The organism is candidate division Zixibacteria bacterium HGW-Zixibacteria-1 (genome assembly GCA_002838945.1).
Lineage (GTDB): Bacteria > Zixibacteria > MSB-5A5 > GN15 > PGXB01 > PGXB01.
Window position 1 is genome coordinate 24,980 of record PGXB01000008.1, and the last position, 20,560, is coordinate 45,539.

The following is a 20,560-nucleotide window of genomic DNA, read 5'->3' on the forward strand; positions in this document are numbered from 1 at the left end:
TATGGCCCGTCCCAAAAAAAGATTTTCCCAGAATTTCCTGGTGGATGATAATATCGCCGAACGGATAGTCGGTTTACTTGATATCCATAAAGAAGATGCCGTTTTTGAAATTGGTTCCGGCCGCGGAATGCTGACCCGCCTTATTGCCGAAACCGGCGCCAGATTGTACTCCTTTGAGATCGATACCGATCTTGTCCATGAACTGCAGCCGAGGTTCAAAAATTACCCTAATGTCAATATTGTCAACATTGATTTCCTTATAGTTGAACCATTTGAAAAACGAGAGGGCGGCTTCAAGCTGATCGGCAATATTCCCTATGATATTACCTCGCCGATTATTGATTGGATAACAAGGTATCATAAATATATTACCCGGGCGGTGATTACCGCTCAAAAGGAATTGGCCGACCGAATCAGTTCCGGTCCCGGAAGCAGGAACTGGGCGCCCATTTCCATTTTCGCACAATGTTATTATAATATTACATCTGCTCTAACCATTCCACCCGGCGCCTTCACGCCGAAACCCAAAGTCTATTCATCGACACTGCTTTTCGAACCGAGGGAAGCGTACCGGATCGATGATTGGGATTTTTTTGAAAACGTCGTCAGGGCCTCATTCAGGAATCGGCGCAAACTTCTGACGAACAATCTGGCTGATTTTGAAGGGTTGAAAAAGGATGGTCTTGAGAAAATTCTCGACCGGGCCGGACTGCCGAAACTGGTTCGCGCCGAGCAGATTGATATCGAGCAGTTTATATTGCTGTCGAAGCTGATAAAGACTTCGGTTTTATCTTGATACTGAATTCATAAAAATCTAAATTATCAAAAAACAGGGGATGTGCCTATGCCTTCTTTATCGGTAAAAGTTGATCATATTGCGGCTGTCAGAAATGTCAAAAAAGCCAAGGAGCCGGCGCCGTCTCAGGCGGCCGTTCTGGCGGAACTGGCCGGCGCCGACGGCATCACGTGTCATCTTCGCGAAGATCGTAAATATATCCGTGACCGGGATTTTTATATCCTCAAAGAGGTCGTCCAGACCGGTCTGACTCTGCAGATTGCACCGGACGAGGAATTGCTGGAAAGAGCATTGGAAGTTAAGCCGGCAATAGTGACATTGATGCCGTTTTCCGGAGACGATTCAGCCATGGGCAAGGGAATAGACCTGGCAAATTACGGGGATCATTATGCCGGCGCGGCAACATCGATTTCAGAGGCGGACATAAAAGTTTGTTATTTTATCGATCCCGACAGCGATGCGATCAAGGACGCCGCCAGAGTCAAGGCCCATGCGGTCGAGTTTAATATGCACGATTTCACAATGGCCGGAACCGATGAAGATATTAAATCCGAACTGAATCGTCTGGAGCAGATGGCGCAGTTGGCCGAAAAACTCGGGATGAAGGCCTGGGGTGGCAACGGCCTGGACTACAAGAACATTCGGTTGCTGGTGGAACTGGGTGTTTTCGAAAGATTTACCATCGGATATGCCATTACATCAAGAGCGGTTTTGATCGGCATGGATAGAGCCGTGCGGGATATGCTGGATATCATCAACCATCACTACGAGTCCTGATCGGCAATATTTCATAAGTGACATTCCACTGGATTCAAGCTATCCATCGAGGGAATTGATTATTTCAGGAATAGAATATGACCGAAAATAACGAGACATACAGGACTGTCGAAATTATAATTCCCGAAAATATCTCAAAGGAGCGTCTTGACAAATTTCTCGGGCAGAATCCCGAACTGGAAATGACGCGCAGCAAGGTGCAAAAGCTGATCGAGGACGGCCTGATAATGGTTGACGGTCGACCGGCGCAGCATAATCATAAGCTTAACGGCGGAGAAACCGTTGTCATAAAAATTCCGCCCCCACCCGAGACGGATATTATTGCCGAAGATATCCCGCTGGATATCGTTTTTGAAGATGATCATCTTCTGGTAGTCAATAAACCGGCCGGGATGGTGACCCATCCGGCGATCGGGCATTTTTCCGGAACGCTGGTCAATGCGGTTTTGAAGTACTCGGAGTCGCTCTCCGGTCTTCAGGGGATGGAGCGCGCCGGGGTGGTGCATCGTCTCGACAAGGACACATCCGGATTGATAATGATTGCCAAAAATGACAGAATCCATCTGGCGCTTCAAAAGCAGCTTAAAGATCACAAAATAAAAAAGATTTACCAGGCCGTGGTTTGTGGTCATATGAAAGAACATTTCGGAACGATAGACCTTCCCATCGGACGTTCGATCAAGGACCGCAAGAGAATGGCGGTGACCAATCTAAGATCCCGGCCTGCCTTGACCGAGTATCGGCTGCTTGAAAGATTCAAACTGTATGATTATGTGGAAATACATTTAAAAACCGGCCGGACGCACCAGATACGCGTCCACTTCTCACATCTTGGTCATCCGGTTTTCGGCGATGCGGAATATGGTGGGCGATTAAAATGGCACAAAGGAGTCTATTCCACCGACAAAGTTCTGGCTCAAAAAGCGCTGGAATTGATGCCGCGGCAGGCGCTTCATGCATTATCGCTGGAATTTACTCATCCGGAAACGGGCAAAATTATCAGTCTGACTTCCGAACTCCCCGGAGATTTCCGCTCCCTGCTCGAATTCCTGAGAAACTGGCAATGATGAATACAAAAAAAGCCTGTCCGGTCGGACAGGCTTTTTTTATTTGCTGTATTCATTCAATATTGGGGTTTACCAGTTCAATATTTGTGATGGGGCCGAATTCATCCATCGGTTTTTCATAAAGCTCAGGATTGCCGATCAGAATAATACTCATTTCTTCCGGCTTGAGATATTCCCCGGCAACGCGTTTGATATCGTCGAGCGTGACACTACGATAATACCCAAGATAATGATTATAATAATCGAGCGGATAACCGTCATACTCGAGCGACATAAGGTTTCTGACAATTTCGCCGGAATTGTCGAAATTGAAGATAAAGCGATTGATAGTCGAGTTTCGCGCTTCGGCCAGTTCCGCCTCGGTTACCCCCTCATCGCGGATTTTCTTTATTTCCTCAAGCATCAGGCTGACAGCTTTGTAGGCAGTCGAGCTTTTGGTTTGTGTATAGGCGAAAAAGGTTCCAAAATCACGACCATCGGTGTAGAATCTTGAGCCGACCGAATAAGCCAGGCCCTCATCGGAGCGAACTTTGGAGGTCAGCCGTGATGTGAACGATCCGCCGCCAAGAATATAGTTCATCAAATCAATGGCATACCGATCCGGATTATCCCGTTTAATACCGAGAAGGCCGATCCTGATATTGGCCTGATTGATATCTTTTTTGATCTGGTAAACGCCGGGGTGATAAGTTGCCTGGACCGCCGGAACTTCCGGGATGGGGGAATCTGATTTCTTCCAATCGCCGAGGAACTTTTTCAATTTAGCGATGATTTCCGGGGCATTGAAATCGCCCGCAACACCGATCATGATATTATTGGGGACAAAAAATCTCTTATGATATTGTTCGAGATCATCGCGCGTAATCGATTTTATCGTGGCCCATTCCTGAACCCGCCCGAAGGGGTGATCTTCATATAAAATTTGATTGAAATATCTGCGGGTGATATCACCCGGTTTGTCATTTCTTCTCTTTATTCGGTTTTTTATTTCTTCCTTAACCAGGTCGATTTGATCCTGTGGAAAGGCAGGATTGCGCAGGAGATCGGCATAGAGTTTCAGGCCGAGGTCGATATCTTTGGCAAGAAGGCTCAGCGAAGCGGAGCCGACTTCATCGCCGATTCCTGTTTCCAGCGAACCGCCGATATATTCCAATAAAATGTTTAAAGAATCGCCTCCGATGGTTTTGGTCCCGCCGGTACGCATGACGCGGCCGACTATTTCGGAGAGTCCGTCCTTTTCAGCCGGATCATATATGGCGCCGCATCGGATACTGGTGTAAATATTAAACAGGGGCAGCGCGTGATCTTCATAGAGATAGATAACAATGCCATTATCCATCACGACTCTTTCAACATCACGACCGACCTCAGGAATATTTAACTCGATTTCGCCGAATTTCATCGACTCAATGATTTTTGACCCGGCCGATTTGGGCGGGTCGGACTGTGCGAAAACAAGTCCGGAGAGAATTAATACATTTAGAAGTATAAATATTAGTTTTTTCATAATTGCCTCCCTCATCAATGGCCGCTATTGGAGATTTCCGGATTGTTTTCAGTTTCCGCCTTGACAAGATATGTCACAGTACGATTTTCCCTGGTCAGATATTTGTTAACCACTCTCATTACATCTTCGGCGGTGACCCGGTTGATGGCCTCATAAGCATTCAGGAAATGCTTCCAGTCGCCGGTCATGGCCTTGCTCGTGGAAATTCTGAAAGCCAGTCCTCCGTTGGAGTCAAGTCCCCTGAGAAGTGAGGCCTTCATCTGGTTTCGAACCTTTTCCAATTCCCAGTTCGAAACCGGTTCGGTCTTTAATTTGTCAATTTCGGTGTAGACAGCCTGCTCCAGCTCTTCAGTAGTGTGTTCGCCCATTGGCGTCAAGGTGCAATAGAAAGCGGCGGGAATTCTTCCCTCCCAGGCGGATGCCGAAACTGTCCCGAGCCGGGCTTCTTTGATTTTCTTGTAAAAGCGGCTGGTTCGGCCGGAGGAGAGAATATTGGCCGCAACATCAAGCGGGGCAATATCGGGATGACCGACGCGAGGGATATGCCAACCGATAAAAGCTTCGGGATTGGCATCCATGACGACTTCCACGCGCCGCTCGCCCATCTGGCTGCCATCAACTGTCATAACTGCCGGGGGAAGAGGCTGAGGCGGGAGGTTGCCAAAATACTTTTCGCACATAGCAAAAACTTCGTCGGCATTGACATCGCCCACAATAATGGCTATGGCATTACCGGGACCGTAGTGAATTCGAAAATAATCTTCAAGATCGCCCCGTGTGATTCTTTGAAGGTCGGACATCCACCCGACAACCGGCCAGCCGTACGGAGTCGCCCAGAACATGGTGGCCCCAAAGGCTTCATCGAGGCGCCCATCGGGCTCATTCTCTAGCGACAGCCGGCGTTCTTCCATGACAACATCACGCTCGGAATAAAATTCCCGAAAGACGATGTTTTTTAATCGATCCGATTCCAGAAGCGCCCATAATTCGAGCTTGTTTTTGGGAAGCGACACGAAGTAGCTGGTACCATCATTACCTGTCCCGGCATTGAGTCTGGTGCCTCCATTCTGCAGATAAGTGCTCCACAATTCGTCCTTGACCACATATTGTTTTCCCTCCGCCTGGGCATCGGCAATCTGCTGGCGCAGTTCCTTATATCTGGCCGAATCGGGAGCCGTTATAGGATTCTGCAGCTTTATTTGCTCCTGCAGCATCAGATTACCCAAAGAATCGATTCTTTCCATAAGAGGAACTTCAGCCTCATAGTTACTGGTGCCGAATATCCTGGTTCCCTTGAACATCATATGTTCCAGAAAGTGCGAAATGCCGGTAATTCCGGGGTGCTCATCGATTGAGCCCGTTTTGAACCTTATCAACCCGGTGAACACGGGCGCCGTATGTTTTTCCAGCACCAGGATGGTCATGCCGTTGGCCAGCGTCCGTTCTTTGACATCAAGCTGAATTTCATTTGCCGCGGCAGTTCCCGACCCTGCCAGATACAGCAATGCCACGAGAACCGGGATCATTAGTCCTCTTTTCATCTTTTGACTCCTGTTATAGGGGTAATCTCCAAATATTTGCGCAGTAGAACATTGGCCAAATTTATCTAAATACAACCGATTAGTCAACACGTTCTCCGCAAATTAAAGCCAAAATGTATTTTTCACGGTTTTTTCTATTATCTTGACATTCATTTTATACAGTGTTAGCTTCTCACATTATGGAAAAAGGAAAATTGAATTATGCTGCGGCCGGCGTGAATATCGCCGCGGCCGATGCAGCCAAGGAAAGAATTAAAAAGCTGGCCAAAGACACTTTTAATGAGTCGGTCTTATCGGAGATCGGTTCCTTTGGCGGCTTTTTCAAACCGGAATTGGGCGGATTAAAATCACCGGTATTGATTTCATCAGCCGATGGCGTCGGGACCAAACTTAAGCTGGCCTTCATGTGCGGCCGCCATAACACGGTCGGCGAAGACCTGGTCAACCATTGTGTGAACGATATTTTGGTGCATGGCGCCAAACCGCTGTTTTTTCTGGATTATATCGCGACAGGCAAACTGGATCCGGAAAATGTATCCGAAATAATTGAGGGGCTGGCGAGGGGCTGCCGAAATGCCGGCATGGCTTTGCTGGGCGGCGAAACGGCCGAAATGCCCAATTTTTACGATGCCGGAGAATATGATCTGGCCGGTTTCATTGTCGGCCTGGTGGACCAGGCAAAGATAATAAACGGCAACGACATTGAAGAGGGCGATACGATTCTGGGTCTGGCCTCCAACGGTCTTCATACCAATGGTTATTCGCTGGCCAGGAAGGCCATCTTTGAAATTGCCGGGATGAAATTCAATGATAATGTGGAGTCGCTGGGAATGACGGTGGGCGATGCCCTCCTTATGACCCATAAATCATATCTTAAGGCGATTTCCTCGCTTATCAACGATTTCGAAATCAAGGGAATGGCTCATATTACGGGCGGCGGCATTGCCGGTAACTTTATCAGAATTCTGCCGGAGGGGCGACGGGCCGTTATCAGAAAAGGGACCTGGAATATTAAGCCGATATTCGACTTTATTCAAAAAACGGGTGACATAGCCGATGAAGCTATGTTTGAAGCCTTCAATATGGGCATTGGATATATTATTGTCGTATCTGAAAATGTGGTTGCCAACGCAGTCGAAAGTTTAAAAGCCTCGGGAGAATTGCCGTATATCATTGGTAAAATAGAAAAGGGCGAAAAACAGATAGTATTTAAGGACTAATTGATGTTTCTGTTGTGCATTCTCGACGGTTTTGGACTGCGAGGCCATGAATATTTCAATGCTGTCATAAAGGCAAAAAAACCAAACCTTCTAAAACTTTATAAAAGCTGTCCCAATATTCCCATTCAGGGCTCCGGCCTGGCGGTCGGCTTGCCCGAGGGGCAGATGGGCAATTCCGAAGTAGGTCATCTCAATATCGGGGCCGGGAGAATTGTCTATCAGGATGTTACCCGAATCGATAAATCCATCGCCGACGGCGATTTTTTTGAAAATGAGGCCTTTGTCAAGGGATTCGATCTGGCGCTGAAGAATAACTCCGCCGTGCATCTTTTTGGACTGGTTTCCGACGGCTGTGTGCATTCCTCGATGGAGCATCTTAAGGCCCTGATAAGAATGGCTAAAAAGCGGGGAATAAGAAAGTTATTCCTGCATGCTTTTATGGATGGCCGCGACACTCCGCCTCATTCGGGCGCCGGCTACATGAAAGAGATGGTCGATTATTTTAATGAGATCGGGCTGGGCAGGGTGGCCACGGTTATGGGGCGCTATTATGGCATGGATCGGGACAAGCGCTGGGATCGGACGGAGAAAGCATATCAGGCAATTGTCAATAAGGGAGGGCCGCATAGCGCGGATCCGGTGGCGGCAATCGAGCAGTCATACAAAGATGATGTGACCGACGAATTCATTATCCCGATAGTCATTGACCGGGGTGATGAAGACGAGGGCAGGCTTCGCAACGGCGATGTTGCTCTCTTTTTCAACTTCCGCGCCGACCGCGTCCGTCAGTTGTCTTATCTTTTTACGGGGCATGATGCCAAAGATTTTCCACATCCGGATAACCCGAATATTCACTTGATCACTATGACCAATTATGATGCCGGATTGAAGGAGGCGCATGTGGCCTTTCCGCCGGTGCGTCTGCAGAATATTTTCGGTGAGATTCTGGCCCGCGAGGGATTACGGCAGCTGCGCATTGCCGAAACCGAAAAATACGCCCATGTGACCTATTTCTTTAATGGCGGAGTCGAGGTACCGTTCGAGAACGAGGATCGGGTTATGATACATTCCCCGAAAGTGGCTACATATGACCTTAAGCCGGAGATGTCTTCGGTCGAGGTGGCCGATGAAACGGTTCGCCGGATTCTCTCGAAAAAGTATGATGTTGTTATTCTTAATTTCGCAAATTGTGATATGGTCGGACATACGGGAATTCTTGAAGCGGCGGTGAAGGCGGTCGAGGCCGTTGATAACGGTCTTGGAAAAATTATGAAGGCGGTCGAAGCGGTCAAGGGCCAGGCAATAATCACCGCCGATCATGGTAATGCGGAACAAATGTGGGACCCCGACACCAATGGGCCGTTCACCGCCCATACGACGAATCCTGTCCCGTTCATATTTTATGACAGTACCGCCCGCGGCAGCAATGTGGGTTTAAGGCGCGGAGGTATCCTGGCCGACCTGGCGCCGACAATTATGCATTATTTAAATATTAAGCAGCCGGCCGAGATGACCGGCAAATCGATGTTTGTTTCAGGTGAAGTCCCAGTTTTCAGGAATTAAAAATTTTTTCTGGCCCAATGATTCAGCGCTCCGCCTTAGAAGAGCGGAACTGACATTTTGGGCTTTCATGCTTTCGGTCGCATATTTACCGCTGCCCTTTGGCTTCCTGGCCTGGTTTTCCATGGCCCGGCCGATCGCAATTATTGCCGGCCTCGATAAAAAATCGGCATTCAAAGCGGCGTATTTCTATTCGTTCATGTCGAATCTTTTCCAATTGTACTGGGTGGCTGTGGTCACACCGCCCGGCATGGTGGCGGCGATTTTTATCATGTCCCTCTATCCGGCGGTGATACTTCTTATTTTCCGGAATCTTTATGTCAGAAGGAAATTGGCCGGTCTTATTTTGCTGCCGTTTCTTTGGGTGGGCATGGAATATTTCCGGAGCCTGAGTGAGTTTGCTTTTCCCTGGACCGATCTGGCTTACAGCCAGGGATATTACCTCACCCTTATACAGGTCGTTTCGGTTATTGGAAGTTACGGCCTGTCGTTTATTCTGATAATCCTGAATGTGCTGCTATGGCAGGCCGGTCTTCGCATGAATTTACCTGAAACCAGAATGAAATGTTTCAGTGTCTTTCTTGTTATAATTCTGGCGCTGTATGCGTACGGCTGGATAGTTTTTCCGCCTTTTGTAATCAGAGGAGACATGCGTGTCTCACTTCTGCAGGGTAATGTCGATTTAAGTACCAAGTGGAGAGAGGACACCCGGGATTATAACTTTGTCCTTTATGATTCGCTGGCTTCGATTGCGGGAGGCGATTCAGCCGATCTGATTGTCTGGCCGGAGACGGCCGCTCCCTGTTACCCGCGCCAGGAACCGCATTATGGTATGGTTCTTGGGCGGACGGCCATCAGAAGCGGGGCGCCGAATCTTATCGGCAGTCTTGATATTGAGTTTTATGGCGACCGGAGAAAGACCTATAACTCCGCCTTTCAATATTTAGCCAATGGAAAATTAGATAAAGTTTATCACAAGATGAAGCTGGTACCTTTTTCGGAACATTCGCCTTACCAGGACCAGTTCCCATTGCTTTCGCGCCAGTTTCTGGAAAAATATGTGCGCGCCATCAGAACGCATGATGTCCAATGGTGGTCCGATTTTTATACCGGAGATTCGATAGTCATCTTCCAAACCGATAAAGCCGACTATGCTGTTCTTATCTGTTATGAATCGGCTTTTCCCAATCTGGTGCGAGAGGCCATTAATAATGGCGCCGAATTCCTGGTGAATATCACCAATGACACCTGGTTCGGACGTTCGCCCGGGCCTTATCAGCACATGCGCTTTGCCGTCTTCCGGGCCGTGGAGAACCGAATCTGGGTCGCCCGATGTGCCAATTCGGGCATCTCGGCGCTGATTGATCCCTATGGCCGTGAGACGGAAAAGGCTGGTTTATATGTGCAGAAAGTAGTTACCGGCGACATAAGGCCCCTGGACGACCTCTCGACATTTACAAAAATCGGCCCGATTGTCGGGCAATTCTCCTTTTTTATTTTATGCCTTGCAGTAGCCCTGACGCTTGCAATCGCTTTATATCGCAGGTTAAGGAGAAATTACCCCCTTTATCACAATAATATTTAATATTTTCCATTGATTGAAATTGGCGTCATTATTCGTTATATTTATATGCTTATGAGACTGACAGCGAAAACGATATATATTCTTTTGATATTAAGCCTTATTTTGCCGGTGGTGCCGGCTCTGGCTGGGCAGGAGTGGCTGTCGTATTCATCGACTTCGACGGTCAGGTATATGGGTTATTTTGATGATACGCTTCAGGTGATTACATCAGGCGGTTGGCTCAAAATAGATCCGGCCACCGGCGGCATGCGTAAAATAGCCAATGATGACGGACTTGGAACCAATGATCTCCATTATATTGTGAGAGATGGCGGCGGTATCGCCTGGCTGGCCGGTTACGGGCGCCTTATTAAGGTCGACGCCAACGCCGTGACCCCGTATCTGCTGTTTGACCGCAATGACGAATTGATGACACTCTATTGTCTTGCTGACGATAGTGACCAGCTTTGGGTGGGGACTGCCGGAGGGTTGGCGCTCTTTTCCAAAAATATCGACGGCGGCCAGTTTGAAGATTTTTATTTTCGATTTGACGACCTCGACCCGGAGCCGGCGGTATATGACGTCCTGATCCTCGGCGATTCGATCTGGCTGGCAACATCCGAGGGGCTTGCCTTTGCCGACAAGAGTGACCCCGATTTATTAAAATCATTCGCAAACTGGGCGGCCGTTAAACCATCGATGCTGACAATGTCGGCTTCCGATTCGGTATCATCCCTCGCATATTTCCAGCAGCATCTTTATCTCGGAACGCCGGACGGATTTTATCGGCTGGATATGTCAGATCTGGATACCACTCTTACCGGAGCGGCCCTGTTGAATGGCCTGAGAGTAAGACACATGGCGGCGGATAATAATTCTTTGTTTATCTATACTGATGATGGTGTCTTCGTGTATGATGGCACATCACCTGCGCTTGTTTCCACTTCGGGCATCCCTGATGATAACTTTAGTTCGGGGCGAGTTATAGACGGTGTTCACTGGGTGGGCAGCCGCTCATCGGGACTTTATTATAAGGCCGGTTCATTGTTTGAGAAATTCGCCGACGGCGGTTTGCCGGCCAATCAGGTTTCGGCCATGCTGGCTGATCCTGCCGGCAATGTAATCGCAGGTTTTGGCCGTCATGGGCTGGCCAGGTTTGACGGTGAAGAATGGCAAATTCTTGATTTCAATCGCAGTCGCGATGGTGTCATGGATCTGGTTCTTGACGAGACTGGTAATTTGTGGGTGGCCACCTGGGGCGATGGTGTCAGCAGTATCAGGAGCGACACGACAATCACATTCAAGGAAGACAATTCCTCATTGCGGGGAGTGTCGGAATCGCCGACCTATATTGCGGTTAGTTCTCTGGCAAAAGCTTCTCATTATATTTTTATGTTAAATTACAATGCCCGTGATGGAAATGCCGTGCGTGTTGTTGATATGAATGATATCACCCGGTGGGAGTCTTTTGGCTTTGATGAGGGCATTACCGATCCTCTGTCTATTTCCCTGGGGGCTTTTGATGATGTTTTTGTGGTCGGCACCCAGGATAAAGGCCTTTTTTATTATTATTTCGGACCCGATCCGTTTAATAAGTCAGACGATACTCTGGCGATTCTTCGCGAAAGCAACAGTTGGCTTGGTTCGGATGAGGTCAAAACCATCGAATATGATCAGAGCGGCACGTTGTGGGTGGGGACAAGATTCGGTCTATCGCAATATGACATTGGGATAGATCGGTTTGTCAATGTCAATCTCCCGGCCGGCTTTGGTCCCGATGTGACACATCTGGAGTTCGACCGCAGAGGTAATATTTGGATGGGTTCCACCAACGGGCTGGCCAGATTCACTGCCGGAACCGGCAATATCGATCTGTTTACGAGCCTTAACTCGGGTCTCCTGGATAATTACATTTCGGCGCTTGTCGTGAATCCCGAAACCAATGATCTTTGGGTGGGAACTCCGTTTGGTATTTCGCGGCTGGGATCAACCATCGGCCCGCCGACCGATGAAATCGAAAAAGTCATCGCCTTCCCCAATCCCTTTATCATCGGTGACGGGGGAGAGTCGCTTTCTTTCAATTATGACGGCAACGCCGTGGTCAGGATATATACTGTCAACGGCGAACTGGTCCGGGAAACCGATATCAATGTACCATGGGACGGGAAAAATCAGCAGGGAGCCTTAGTGGCATCGGGCGTCTATCTTTTCCTTCTTACGGCCGATGACGGCGCATCAGGCCGAGGCAAAATCCTGTTGATCAGACAATAATGTCATTGAAGGTTTTTTCATCAGACAATCTCCCGAAGGACGAGTGGTCCCGGCTGACCGGTAATTGTGTTTATGTCTCTCCCGGGTTTGCCTCGACCTGGCGGGCACTGGGAGGGCGGGAAATATTTCTGATCTTCGAGGAGAACGCTGCGATGCGGGCCGGTATAGCGGGCGTTATCTTCGGCGGGCGCTTTCTGCGCCGTTTTCAATCTATGCCCGACGGCCTGCCCGGAGGAATGTTCTTTTCTGAGGAGTGTGCACAAAAACAAAAACCGGATTTCTATAAACTTTTTACATCATGGATAAAATCCAATGGCATCATCAGGGCCGATATAAACAGTCCTGACGATGAGGCAGGTTTTGAATCATTCGACAGGCATGAGGCCGAGACTCATGTTATCGACCTCAGGCAGGAGACTTATGCGCCCCCGCGACGCGAGGTTCGAAAACAAATCAGGGCGGCCAAAAGGCGCGAGGCGAGGGTCACCATGCTCAATGATGAGAAATACCTGAAACGGTTTTATGAGTTGGTGATCGAGACGGAATCCCGCCACAATCAGAAGCCGCGTTATACCCCGGAGTTTTTTTCGAGACTTCTGAAAATATCGATGCATGACGAGCGCGTTTTATGGTTCATTGCTTTGGTCGATGAAAAAATAATCGGATACCATATTTGTTTTGTGAATAAAACACAACTGATGACCTGGCAATTTTACTCCGATAAACGCTTTACCCGTCTGAAACTGGGTTACCTCCTGCTTGATTATATCATAAATTATGCACTCGAGCGCAATATCAAGTCGATCAACATGGGATCCTCACCGCCCGATGCCGATTCGCTTATCGAGTTTAAGGAACGGTGGGGAGGCCGGAAAAAGACATCCTTGTATTATACATATTTCAGCACGATCGGCAGGCTTATTTATCGTTGGAGGGCCCGATGAAGGTGCTGCTTCTTGCCGACGGACGCTCCGTGCACACTACGCGGTATCAGAAGGAGCTGAGAGCGCAGGGTGTTGATGTCGTTCTCGCTTCACTGGAACGCGGCGATACGGTTGATGTGCTGTTGAAAAAAAAGTCGGTCAGTAACAGCCTTAACTATTTTTTCGTCAATCGGGAGATAAGGGAGCTGGTTCGAAAAACCGACCCCGACATTGTCAACCCGCACTTTGCCTCAGGCTACGGTTTTTCGACGGCGGTCTCGAAAGTATGGCGGACAAAACCCATCCTGCTGCACTGCCTGGGATCTGATATATTGGTATCTCCCAAAAAAACAATTGCGCATAAGCGAAAAGTGATCTTTGCTTTATCGAGGGCATCACATATTCTGGTTGATTCAAATTATCTGGCCGAGGCGGTTCGTGAATTATACAGTACCGAAGCCATCGATATAATACCATGGGGCGTGGAGCCGGAAATTCTGGACATTTTTAATAGAAAAAATAAAAGTATAACCTCATGGAATAAGCCATTGAGAATACTTGTACCTCGCCCGCATAACAGGATTTATAATAATGAGTTTATTTTGGGATCATTGAAAGAACTCATTAATAAGCGGCATATTGCGCTCGCCTTTCCGAACTGGGGCGATGATCTCGAAAAATTCAAGAGTGAGGTGTCGCGCCTTTGCCCGGATGGCATCATCGAGCTTTATGATTTTAAGCCCCGCGCGGAATATATTGCATTCCTGGAACGGTTCGATGTGTACCTTTCGGCCTCACAATCGGATTCATCGCCCGCCTCTTTGATTGAGGCGATGGCAGCCGGCTTGTTCCCGGTCGCGGCCGATATACCGGGTGTACGGGAATGGCTCGATGGCGACAATGGCATTTTGTACCCGCTTGATGACGATAAGTCCATTCGTGAGGCAGTCTTAAAATTGATGGAGCACAAAACGGATATTGCTCAAATTCTGGATACCAATCATAATCGCGTGAGAAAATCGGCGCTGTTTCAGGAAAACATTAAAAAAACTATTGAAATCATGGAGCATCTTACCACCGGTGGCATCTGAAAAAAACATATTGCTGATTGCATACTACTTCCCGCCGCTGGGCATGGGCGGAGTGGGGAGACCTTTTGCGCTATTCCGCCATCTGCCCCAATTCGGCTATAATGTGACCGTGCTGACAGTCAAGGATATCGCTTATCATGAATATGACCATTCCAGACTAAGCCCGGATGATGAATCGAAAATTATCCGCGCCGGTTCCTATGATCCATCCAGAATCATGCGCCTCTTTGGAATTAAAAAGAGTATTATGCGTTCCGGGGGGGGGGCTTCGGCACCGCTGTGCTATTTCCCTGATTCGAAACGGGGTTGGGTCGGCCCGGCGTTTCGTAAAGCCCGGAAGTTGCTCACCGGGGGGAATTACGATGCCGTCATTACGACTTCGCCGCCCCCGTCGGTGCATCTGGTGGGAATGAAGATCAAGGCCTTATTCGGAATACCGTGGATTGCCGATTTCAGGGATTTCTGGTTTTCTCAGCCAATCGAAATGGTTTATCGAACATCGCTTCAGAAAAAATATGCTCTTAGGCTAAAAGGGAAAATAGTCGAGACGGCTGATGCTGTCGTCGGAGTGAATCGAAGTATTGCTGATTGTCTTGGCCGCGGCGAAGTGATTACCAACGGCAGTGATATAGAAACGGCACATCTCTGGCAACGAAGGGATCCCCAAAGAAATGATCGATTTATCATCGGCGTTCTGGGGACAATCAATCATCTTTGCCCGATTGAACCGCTTTTCAAGGCGGTTGCGGCCCTTATAGAGAATGACCGTGAGATAGCCGAAAAAATAAAAATAGTGCATGTCGGGGGATTTGATCAGGCGTCAATGTCGCTTTTATTGGATAAGTATGGATTAAGAACAATTGTGTCTTTATTGGGCTATTTACCCAAAAATGCCGCTATTGCAGCCCTTTCATCAAGCGATATTTTATATTTCTCGGTAGCCGAATTCGGTCCATATCATATACTTCCGGGAAGAATTTTTGACTATCTTATGTCGGACAGGCCGATTATCGGGGCGGTTCCATCCGGCTCAGATGCCGAAGCATTGCTGAAGGAATACGATAACGGGATAATTGTCACAGATCAGAATACAGATACGATAGAACCATATATACGACGGAAAATTAAGGAGCAAAGAACTGAGATTGAACCTGCTATCTTCGTGGAAAGCAAATATGAAAAATATTCGACGGTGTACATGGCAAAACGATATGCCGAACTGCTGGACCAAATTCTAAAATGAGCAGTAATAATATTGAAATATCGGTTGTCCTTATCAGCTATAACGGCCGGGAATTCATCGATGACTGTCTGCGGACAACGCTGGAATCACTTGAGTCCGTGACCTTCGAGATTATCGTTATCGATAATGCTTCTTCGGACGGTACCGTCGAAATAATTGAAAATAAATTTTCTCAAGCCAAATTGATCAGGAACAGTGCCAATCTTGGTTTTGCAAAAGCAGTCAATCAGGGATTCGATGCGGCTCGCGGCGAATTTATACTACTATTGAATCAGGACACCAGGATCGTTGGTGATGCCGTTCCCCGGTTAATGCGCAGAATGACGGATGATCCGGCCATTGGAGCGATCGGGCCGAAATTTATCGGCTTCGACGGTAAATTGCAGTATTCGGCCAGAGCTTTTCCGCGTTATCGTGATCTTTTGTTTGAGTTCACCGGCCTATCATACCTGTTTAAGCGCTCAAAAGTATTTGCCGCCTGGAAAATGGGATGGTTCGATCATCGGACCGAGCAGGAAGTCGATCAGCCGATGGGAGCCGCTTTGATGACGCGCCGCGATGTGATCGAGAAGGTGGGCAACTTCGACGAGAGCTTCGGAATTTTCTTTAATGATGTCGATTTCTGCCGCCGTGTTCAGGAAGCAGGCTTTATAAATTTGTATTTCCCGGAGGCGGTCGTCGAACATTTTGTCGGCGGCTCGACGCGCCAAAAAAAGGCGCGGATGATTATTGAGTCGCACCGCGCCATGTATAAGTATTTCAATAAATACAGCAAGACACCGCCGGGGATTCCATTACTCTGGTTCTGGGGCGGTGTCTTGTACATTACCGCCTATATAAGGGCGGTATTCAGCAAGCTTTTCTAAAATCGATTATCTAATCAAAAACATCTTGCGCGTTTCCTGATAGTCATCCGTTCTCAGACGATAGAAATAAACTCCGGACGCAACCGGCTGGTTGTCGTCGTCGGTCCCGTGCCATGTGATGGAATGATAGCCGGAAGTCTGTCCTGAAAAATTGTATGACTCGACAAGCTGACCCAAAATGTTGAAAATTTCCAGCGTAACATCCGATTTCTGCGGCAGACTCCAGCCGATTATTGTCGATGGATTGAAGGGATTGGGATAATTTTGCTCCAGTGCATATGATTCCGGTAAAATATTGTCGTTGTCGTCAATATCCAGCGAGATCGACGGGGTGTAGCTCTCGCGGGCCATTGTACAGCCGGAACGCCCGGCGGTGATAGTGTAAATCACATTGCTTTCCATCGTTACGTCGATAATGTATTCGCCGTTTTCGTCGGTCATACCGCATTCAAGTATTTCGCCGCCTGATGAGATAATCACATCGGCTTCCGGTAATGGCTCGCCGTCGACGGTCACATAAAGGCTGGTATGATTGCCTGTCTGATCCATGGCGATTTCTGTCCTGGCCGGAATGCCGTCATATACTTTCAGAGTGGGATCGCCGAAATAGTTTTGCCCGTAAATCAAATCACGAAATGACGGGTATTCCAGCCAGGAGTAGTACATGGCCAGGGCCGGACTGCCTCCGGCAAGGCCGTACAGATATTCCGTAAATTTTTCCTGCAATAAGTAACTCGAATAGACCCATCCCCAACGGCTGTTTGCAACCATCCCGATGGCGCCCGAGGCCGGCCGGGCGATAAGGCCCTCAACCAGCGACCAGCTGCCGCTTTCACCGTCGGTCGAGTCCAGATCATAGGCGCCGCCATCGCAGGTCAAAGAATAATACAAAGAAGTTTTCTGATTTTGTTCGAGATTCAGCAGACTCCCATGTGCATTGTTATCCTGAGGAATGGAAAGAATCAATGAAGCGGGCCAATCACCATAATTGGCCGACTTAACAATAAAGCCGTCTTTTCGCCCATGTGCCAGGATATGAATGAAACCGAATCCTTCCGAAATCTTCCCGACTCCGATCAATCCGTCGGCACTGGTCGGCGAAGGATCGTTTCCGGACGGCGTCTCCACGGTCATGCCGGTATCAATTGTTATTTGCGACGGCATGGCCGCGGCGATAAATCCATGCTGCCCCTCAGCCGGATAGTCGCGCATTTCATCCGAGGAAAAGAAAAGAGCCCGCGCCAGATAATTAAAATCGCCGCCACCCGGATTGGTTTCATATTCGATTAGCTTGTCAATGTAATTTTGCGCCGCTTCCGCAGTCCTTAACGGTAATCGACCCACGATGAGTTCAGGTCTGATATCGGGAGCATCATCCGAAGGTTCGCCCCAGATGCCGTCGTTATCACTGTCCCAGTCGCCGTCGAGGTCGGCGTAATATAGATCAGACGGATGCAATAAATAAGCATTGGTTATGGGAAAATCAGTGTCGTAATAATATAGATATCTGGTCGGAACCAGAACATCATCGCCGCCGAGAAGCACATATCGGCCGCCTGCCGCAAAAAAATCTTTAAGGTAGTTGCGGATTTTAGCGGCATCATCAAGACCGGAATAGTATTGGATAATCGAGTCGGTCGTAACCACAGTCGAAGAATAACCGCAGGAAGTCTTGTATTCGGCCAGTTCATTGAAAACAGGTACCAGTGACTCATCGGTAATAATAATATAATCATAGCCAAGAGGAACGCCCGAGGTGATGGCGCTCCTGTAAGCAGGATTGGCGGGGGGAGAGGGCAAGGAAGCTGAGAAATCGCGGATTATTGCGGTTGCATCACCTGATTCTAAATAGATGGCCCGATTAAAAATCAACTCGTCATTTTCAGAGATTGTCACCGGCAGAAAAGTCACTGAGGTAAAACATGCCCCATTATGATAAGAGTATTGTATATCAAGCACGGGCGATGATAAATTTGATTGATTGTGAATGGGATCTATAGTGTTTTCACCATTGACTCCGGTAATATAATCTCTGAAAGAGTTTAATTCCTCGGGAATCGGGGCCAGGACCAGCTGCTCTTCCTGAAGCGTATAAAAATCAGACTTGGTCAGTCTATTATCGGTTTTTATATCAAGCGTAATAAACGGCAGTGAAAATGATTCATTGATATTTATGTTATTCAGTCCGGCATAGCGGACCTTATAGTTCGCCGAAGAAATAACTAAAGAATCTTCATGAAATGTAATAATCGGCTGTGCTGCCTGAATACTTGATCCGGTTACGATAGCCGCAATAATCAATAGGATAAAATAAACCCTCTTTTCCAAAACAGCCTCCTGTTTCAAATTGAATCCGAATATCCTAATTGCAATCAGGCTGCCCGAATGGGGTTTCTCGCCGGTCTTTTTAATGGCTGAAACGCCTTGAATGATAGGCGTTTAATATTTATTTTTGACCGAGGCAAAAATAAAGAATATTTTTGGCATAATAAATATGGGACACCGGCCACACTATATATGGTCAAAGCTTAAAGTTTTTATTTAAGTGGCAGCAGCTAAATAATAGTTACAAGTAAAAGTATCTTGACAAGTTACAAAATAGCGTTTAAATTATGAACGTTACTGCTTGAAAATAAAAGGCTTACGGCCTGCAAAAAGTACATTTTTTTTCTTGACTTTTCCAAAAAAAAGTGATTATTGGGGGTAGTTCTGGTTCAAAATGGAGCAAAGTGGAGGACTCATGGTCGGGTTTTATGGCCGCTACACTGTTTTGATGGATGAGAAGGGACGGATTGCCCTGCCGGCCAAATTCAGACCGTCTGTTAAGGCTGACAAGGATGATGACGGTCATTTTATGTTGACCAAAGGACTCGATGGGTGTCTGGCGCTTTATCCCGAACGAGAATGGGAACTGATTCAGGAGCGATTGAATACGCTCGATTTTACCAGGAAGGATTACAGGTATTTCAGCCGACTGCTTTACTCGGTCGCTGTGCCAATTAAGCTCGATCGTCAGGGAAGGTTGCTGATTCCCTCACATCTGCAGGAAGAGGCCCGCCTCGAAAGAGAGATTTTGATACTGGGAGCGAATCGATGGATCGAATTATGGTCGCCCGGCGGATATGAGCAATACCTTAATCAGTACGGTCAGAGCTATGAAGATGTAGCGGAAAAGCTTTTTGACGTCAACCGCCAACAGAAAGAGTGACTTGTTTCACCATCCGGTACTAGCCGAAGAAGTGGCGCGATTCCTCATCACTCGCGGCGACGGCTGCTATCTTGATCTCACATGCGGCGGGGGCGGTCATCTGAAATACTTATCACGGATCCTTTCCGGAGAGGCAGTGCTAATCGGTATTGATCGGGATCCTGACGCTGTTTCCGCGGCCCTCACCAATCTCGAGGGGCTGCCCCAAAAAGTACATATTATAAACAGTGTTTTTGAACGGTTCGACGAAGTGATCGGGGGTTTGGGAGTCATGCAGGTGGACGGAATTCTTTTTGATCTGGGCATTTCTTCATATCAGATCGATACTCCCCGGCGCGGGTTTTCCTTTATGGAAGATGGGCCTCTGGATATGCGTATGGGCAATGATACCGGGTTGACGGCCGAAGAGGTCGTTAACCACTGCCCGGAAAAGGATCTTGCCGCCATATTCTGGAAATACGGCGAAGAAAGGCAATCGCGGCGGGCCGCCAAAGCAATATATCTGGCCAGGGAAGAGGAAAGAATCGATTCCACAGGGCGTCTCGTTGAAATTCTGGCACCGCTGTTTCCGCCCAGGACCCGCAATGCCTCGCTGGCCCGTCTGTTTCAGGCGATTAGAATTGAGGTCAATCGCGAGCTTGAGCAATTGGAAAAAACGCTGCCGCTCGCCATCAAGCATCTGGCCCTCGGCGGCAGACTGGTTGTTATGTCATATCACTCTCTCGAAGACAGAATGGTCAAGCGTTTTCTGGCGGAAAAAGCCAGGAGCTGTATCTGCCCCAAGGAATTTCCGATTTGTGTCTGCGAACATAAACCGGAAGTCGAAATTCTGACCAGAAAACCGGTCAAACCATCGGATGAGGAAATAGAAAGCAACAGCCGGGCAAGGTCCGCCAAATTGCGTGCGGCTGAGAAGATCAATTGAT

Annotated in this window: 16 protein-coding genes; 13 read left to right on the top strand and 3 right to left on the bottom strand. The window is 48.1% G+C overall.

Annotated elements, in window-relative coordinates; genetic code table 11:
* Position 1 precedes the first annotated feature (1 nt).
* The 3 genes from rsmA (at position 2) to CVT49_04830 (ending at position 2,640) form a co-directional block, all read left to right on the top strand.
* The gene (gene rsmA, locus CVT49_04820; GenBank protein ID PKK84122.1) at positions 2 to 796 is read left to right on the top strand and encodes a ribosomal RNA small subunit methyltransferase A; all 795 of its coding nucleotides are present in this window, start codon (positions 2 to 4) and stop codon (positions 794 to 796) included.
* 48 nt (positions 797 to 844) lie between these two features.
* The gene (locus CVT49_04825) at positions 845 to 1,573 is read left to right on the top strand and encodes a pyridoxine 5'-phosphate synthase (protein ID PKK84123.1); all 729 of its coding nucleotides are present in this window, start codon (positions 845 to 847) and stop codon (positions 1,571 to 1,573) included.
* A 77-nt stretch (positions 1,574 to 1,650) separates the two neighbouring features.
* Positions 1,651 to 2,640, top strand: coding sequence for an RNA pseudouridine synthase (locus CVT49_04830; protein ID PKK84124.1), 990 nt, complete (start codon positions 1,651 to 1,653; stop codon positions 2,638 to 2,640).
* Between the two features lie 52 nt (positions 2,641 to 2,692).
* Here CVT49_04830 and CVT49_04835 read toward each other — a convergent pair whose 3' ends face one another.
* Positions 2,693 to 4,162 carry an insulinase family protein gene (locus tag CVT49_04835; protein ID PKK84125.1) on the bottom strand — a complete coding sequence of 490 codons (1,470 nt, stop codon included), beginning with the start codon at positions 4,160 to 4,162 and terminating at the stop codon, positions 2,693 to 2,695.
* The gene (locus tag CVT49_04840) at positions 4,162 to 5,688 is read right to left on the bottom strand and encodes an insulinase family protein (GenBank protein PKK84126.1); all 1,527 of its coding nucleotides are present in this window, start codon (positions 5,686 to 5,688) and stop codon (positions 4,162 to 4,164) included. Before CVT49_04840 ends, CVT49_04835 begins: the two co-directional genes overlap by 1 nt.
* 179 nt (positions 5,689 to 5,867) lie before the next feature.
* Between CVT49_04840 and CVT49_04845 the strand changes: the two genes are divergently transcribed.
* The 8 genes from CVT49_04845 to CVT49_04880 are packed head-to-tail and all read left to right on the top strand — an operon-like array spanning position 5,868 to position 16,426.
* The gene (locus CVT49_04845; GenBank protein PKK84127.1) at positions 5,868 to 6,908 is read left to right on the top strand and encodes a phosphoribosylformylglycinamidine cyclo-ligase; all 1,041 of its coding nucleotides are present in this window, start codon (positions 5,868 to 5,870) and stop codon (positions 6,906 to 6,908) included.
* A gap of 3 nt (positions 6,909 to 6,911) precedes the next feature.
* On the top strand, positions 6,912 to 8,471 hold the full coding sequence (locus tag CVT49_04850) for a 2,3-bisphosphoglycerate-independent phosphoglycerate mutase (protein PKK84128.1): 1,560 nt from the start codon (positions 6,912 to 6,914) through the stop codon (positions 8,469 to 8,471).
* A complete protein-coding gene (gene lnt / locus CVT49_04855) occupies positions 8,437 to 10,053 on the top strand; it encodes an apolipoprotein N-acyltransferase (protein ID PKK84129.1) in 1,617 nt (538 codons plus the stop codon). The genes CVT49_04850 and lnt overlap by 35 nt, the downstream gene beginning before the upstream one ends.
* A gap of 9 nt (positions 10,054 to 10,062) precedes the next feature.
* Positions 10,063 to 12,303: a hypothetical protein gene (locus CVT49_04860; GenBank protein ID PKK84130.1), complete on the top strand. Its 2,241-nt coding sequence runs from the start codon at positions 10,063 to 10,065 to the stop codon at positions 12,301 to 12,303.
* Positions 12,303 to 13,247 (top strand): hypothetical protein, encoded by a 945-nt coding sequence (locus CVT49_04865; GenBank protein PKK84131.1) that lies wholly within the window; start codon positions 12,303 to 12,305, stop codon positions 13,245 to 13,247. Before CVT49_04860 ends, CVT49_04865 begins: the two co-directional genes overlap by 1 nt.
* Entirely contained in the window at positions 13,244 to 14,317 is a 1,074-nt protein-coding gene (locus CVT49_04870) for a hypothetical protein (GenBank protein PKK84132.1), read from the top strand. The genes CVT49_04865 and CVT49_04870 overlap by 4 nt, the downstream gene beginning before the upstream one ends.
* Positions 14,307 to 15,560 carry a hypothetical protein gene (locus tag CVT49_04875; GenBank protein ID PKK84133.1) on the top strand — a complete coding sequence of 418 codons (1,254 nt, stop codon included), beginning with the start codon at positions 14,307 to 14,309 and terminating at the stop codon, positions 15,558 to 15,560. The genes CVT49_04870 and CVT49_04875 overlap by 11 nt, the downstream gene beginning before the upstream one ends.
* Entirely contained in the window at positions 15,557 to 16,426 is an 870-nt protein-coding gene (locus CVT49_04880) for a glycosyltransferase family 2 protein (GenBank protein ID PKK84134.1), read from the top strand. Before CVT49_04875 ends, CVT49_04880 begins: the two co-directional genes overlap by 4 nt.
* Positions 16,427 to 16,432: 6 nt before the next feature.
* On the opposite strand, the gene CVT49_04885 is transcribed toward CVT49_04880, so the two are convergent.
* Positions 16,433 to 18,772: a hypothetical protein gene (locus CVT49_04885; protein ID PKK84135.1), complete on the bottom strand. Its 2,340-nt coding sequence runs from the start codon at positions 18,770 to 18,772 to the stop codon at positions 16,433 to 16,435.
* A 373-nt stretch (positions 18,773 to 19,145) separates the two neighbouring features.
* On the opposite strand from CVT49_04885, the gene mraZ reads away from it, so the two are divergent.
* Together mraZ and CVT49_04895 are read left to right on the top strand one after the other, a co-directional pair.
* Positions 19,146 to 19,634 carry a division/cell wall cluster transcriptional repressor MraZ gene (gene mraZ / locus CVT49_04890; protein ID PKK84136.1) on the top strand — a complete coding sequence of 163 codons (489 nt, stop codon included), beginning with the start codon at positions 19,146 to 19,148 and terminating at the stop codon, positions 19,632 to 19,634.
* 1 nt (position 19,635) lies between these two features.
* On the top strand, positions 19,636 to 20,559 hold the full coding sequence (locus CVT49_04895) for a 16S rRNA (cytosine(1402)-N(4))-methyltransferase (GenBank protein PKK84137.1): 924 nt from the start codon (positions 19,636 to 19,638) through the stop codon (positions 20,557 to 20,559).
* The last annotated feature ends 1 nt before the right edge of the window (position 20,560 follow it).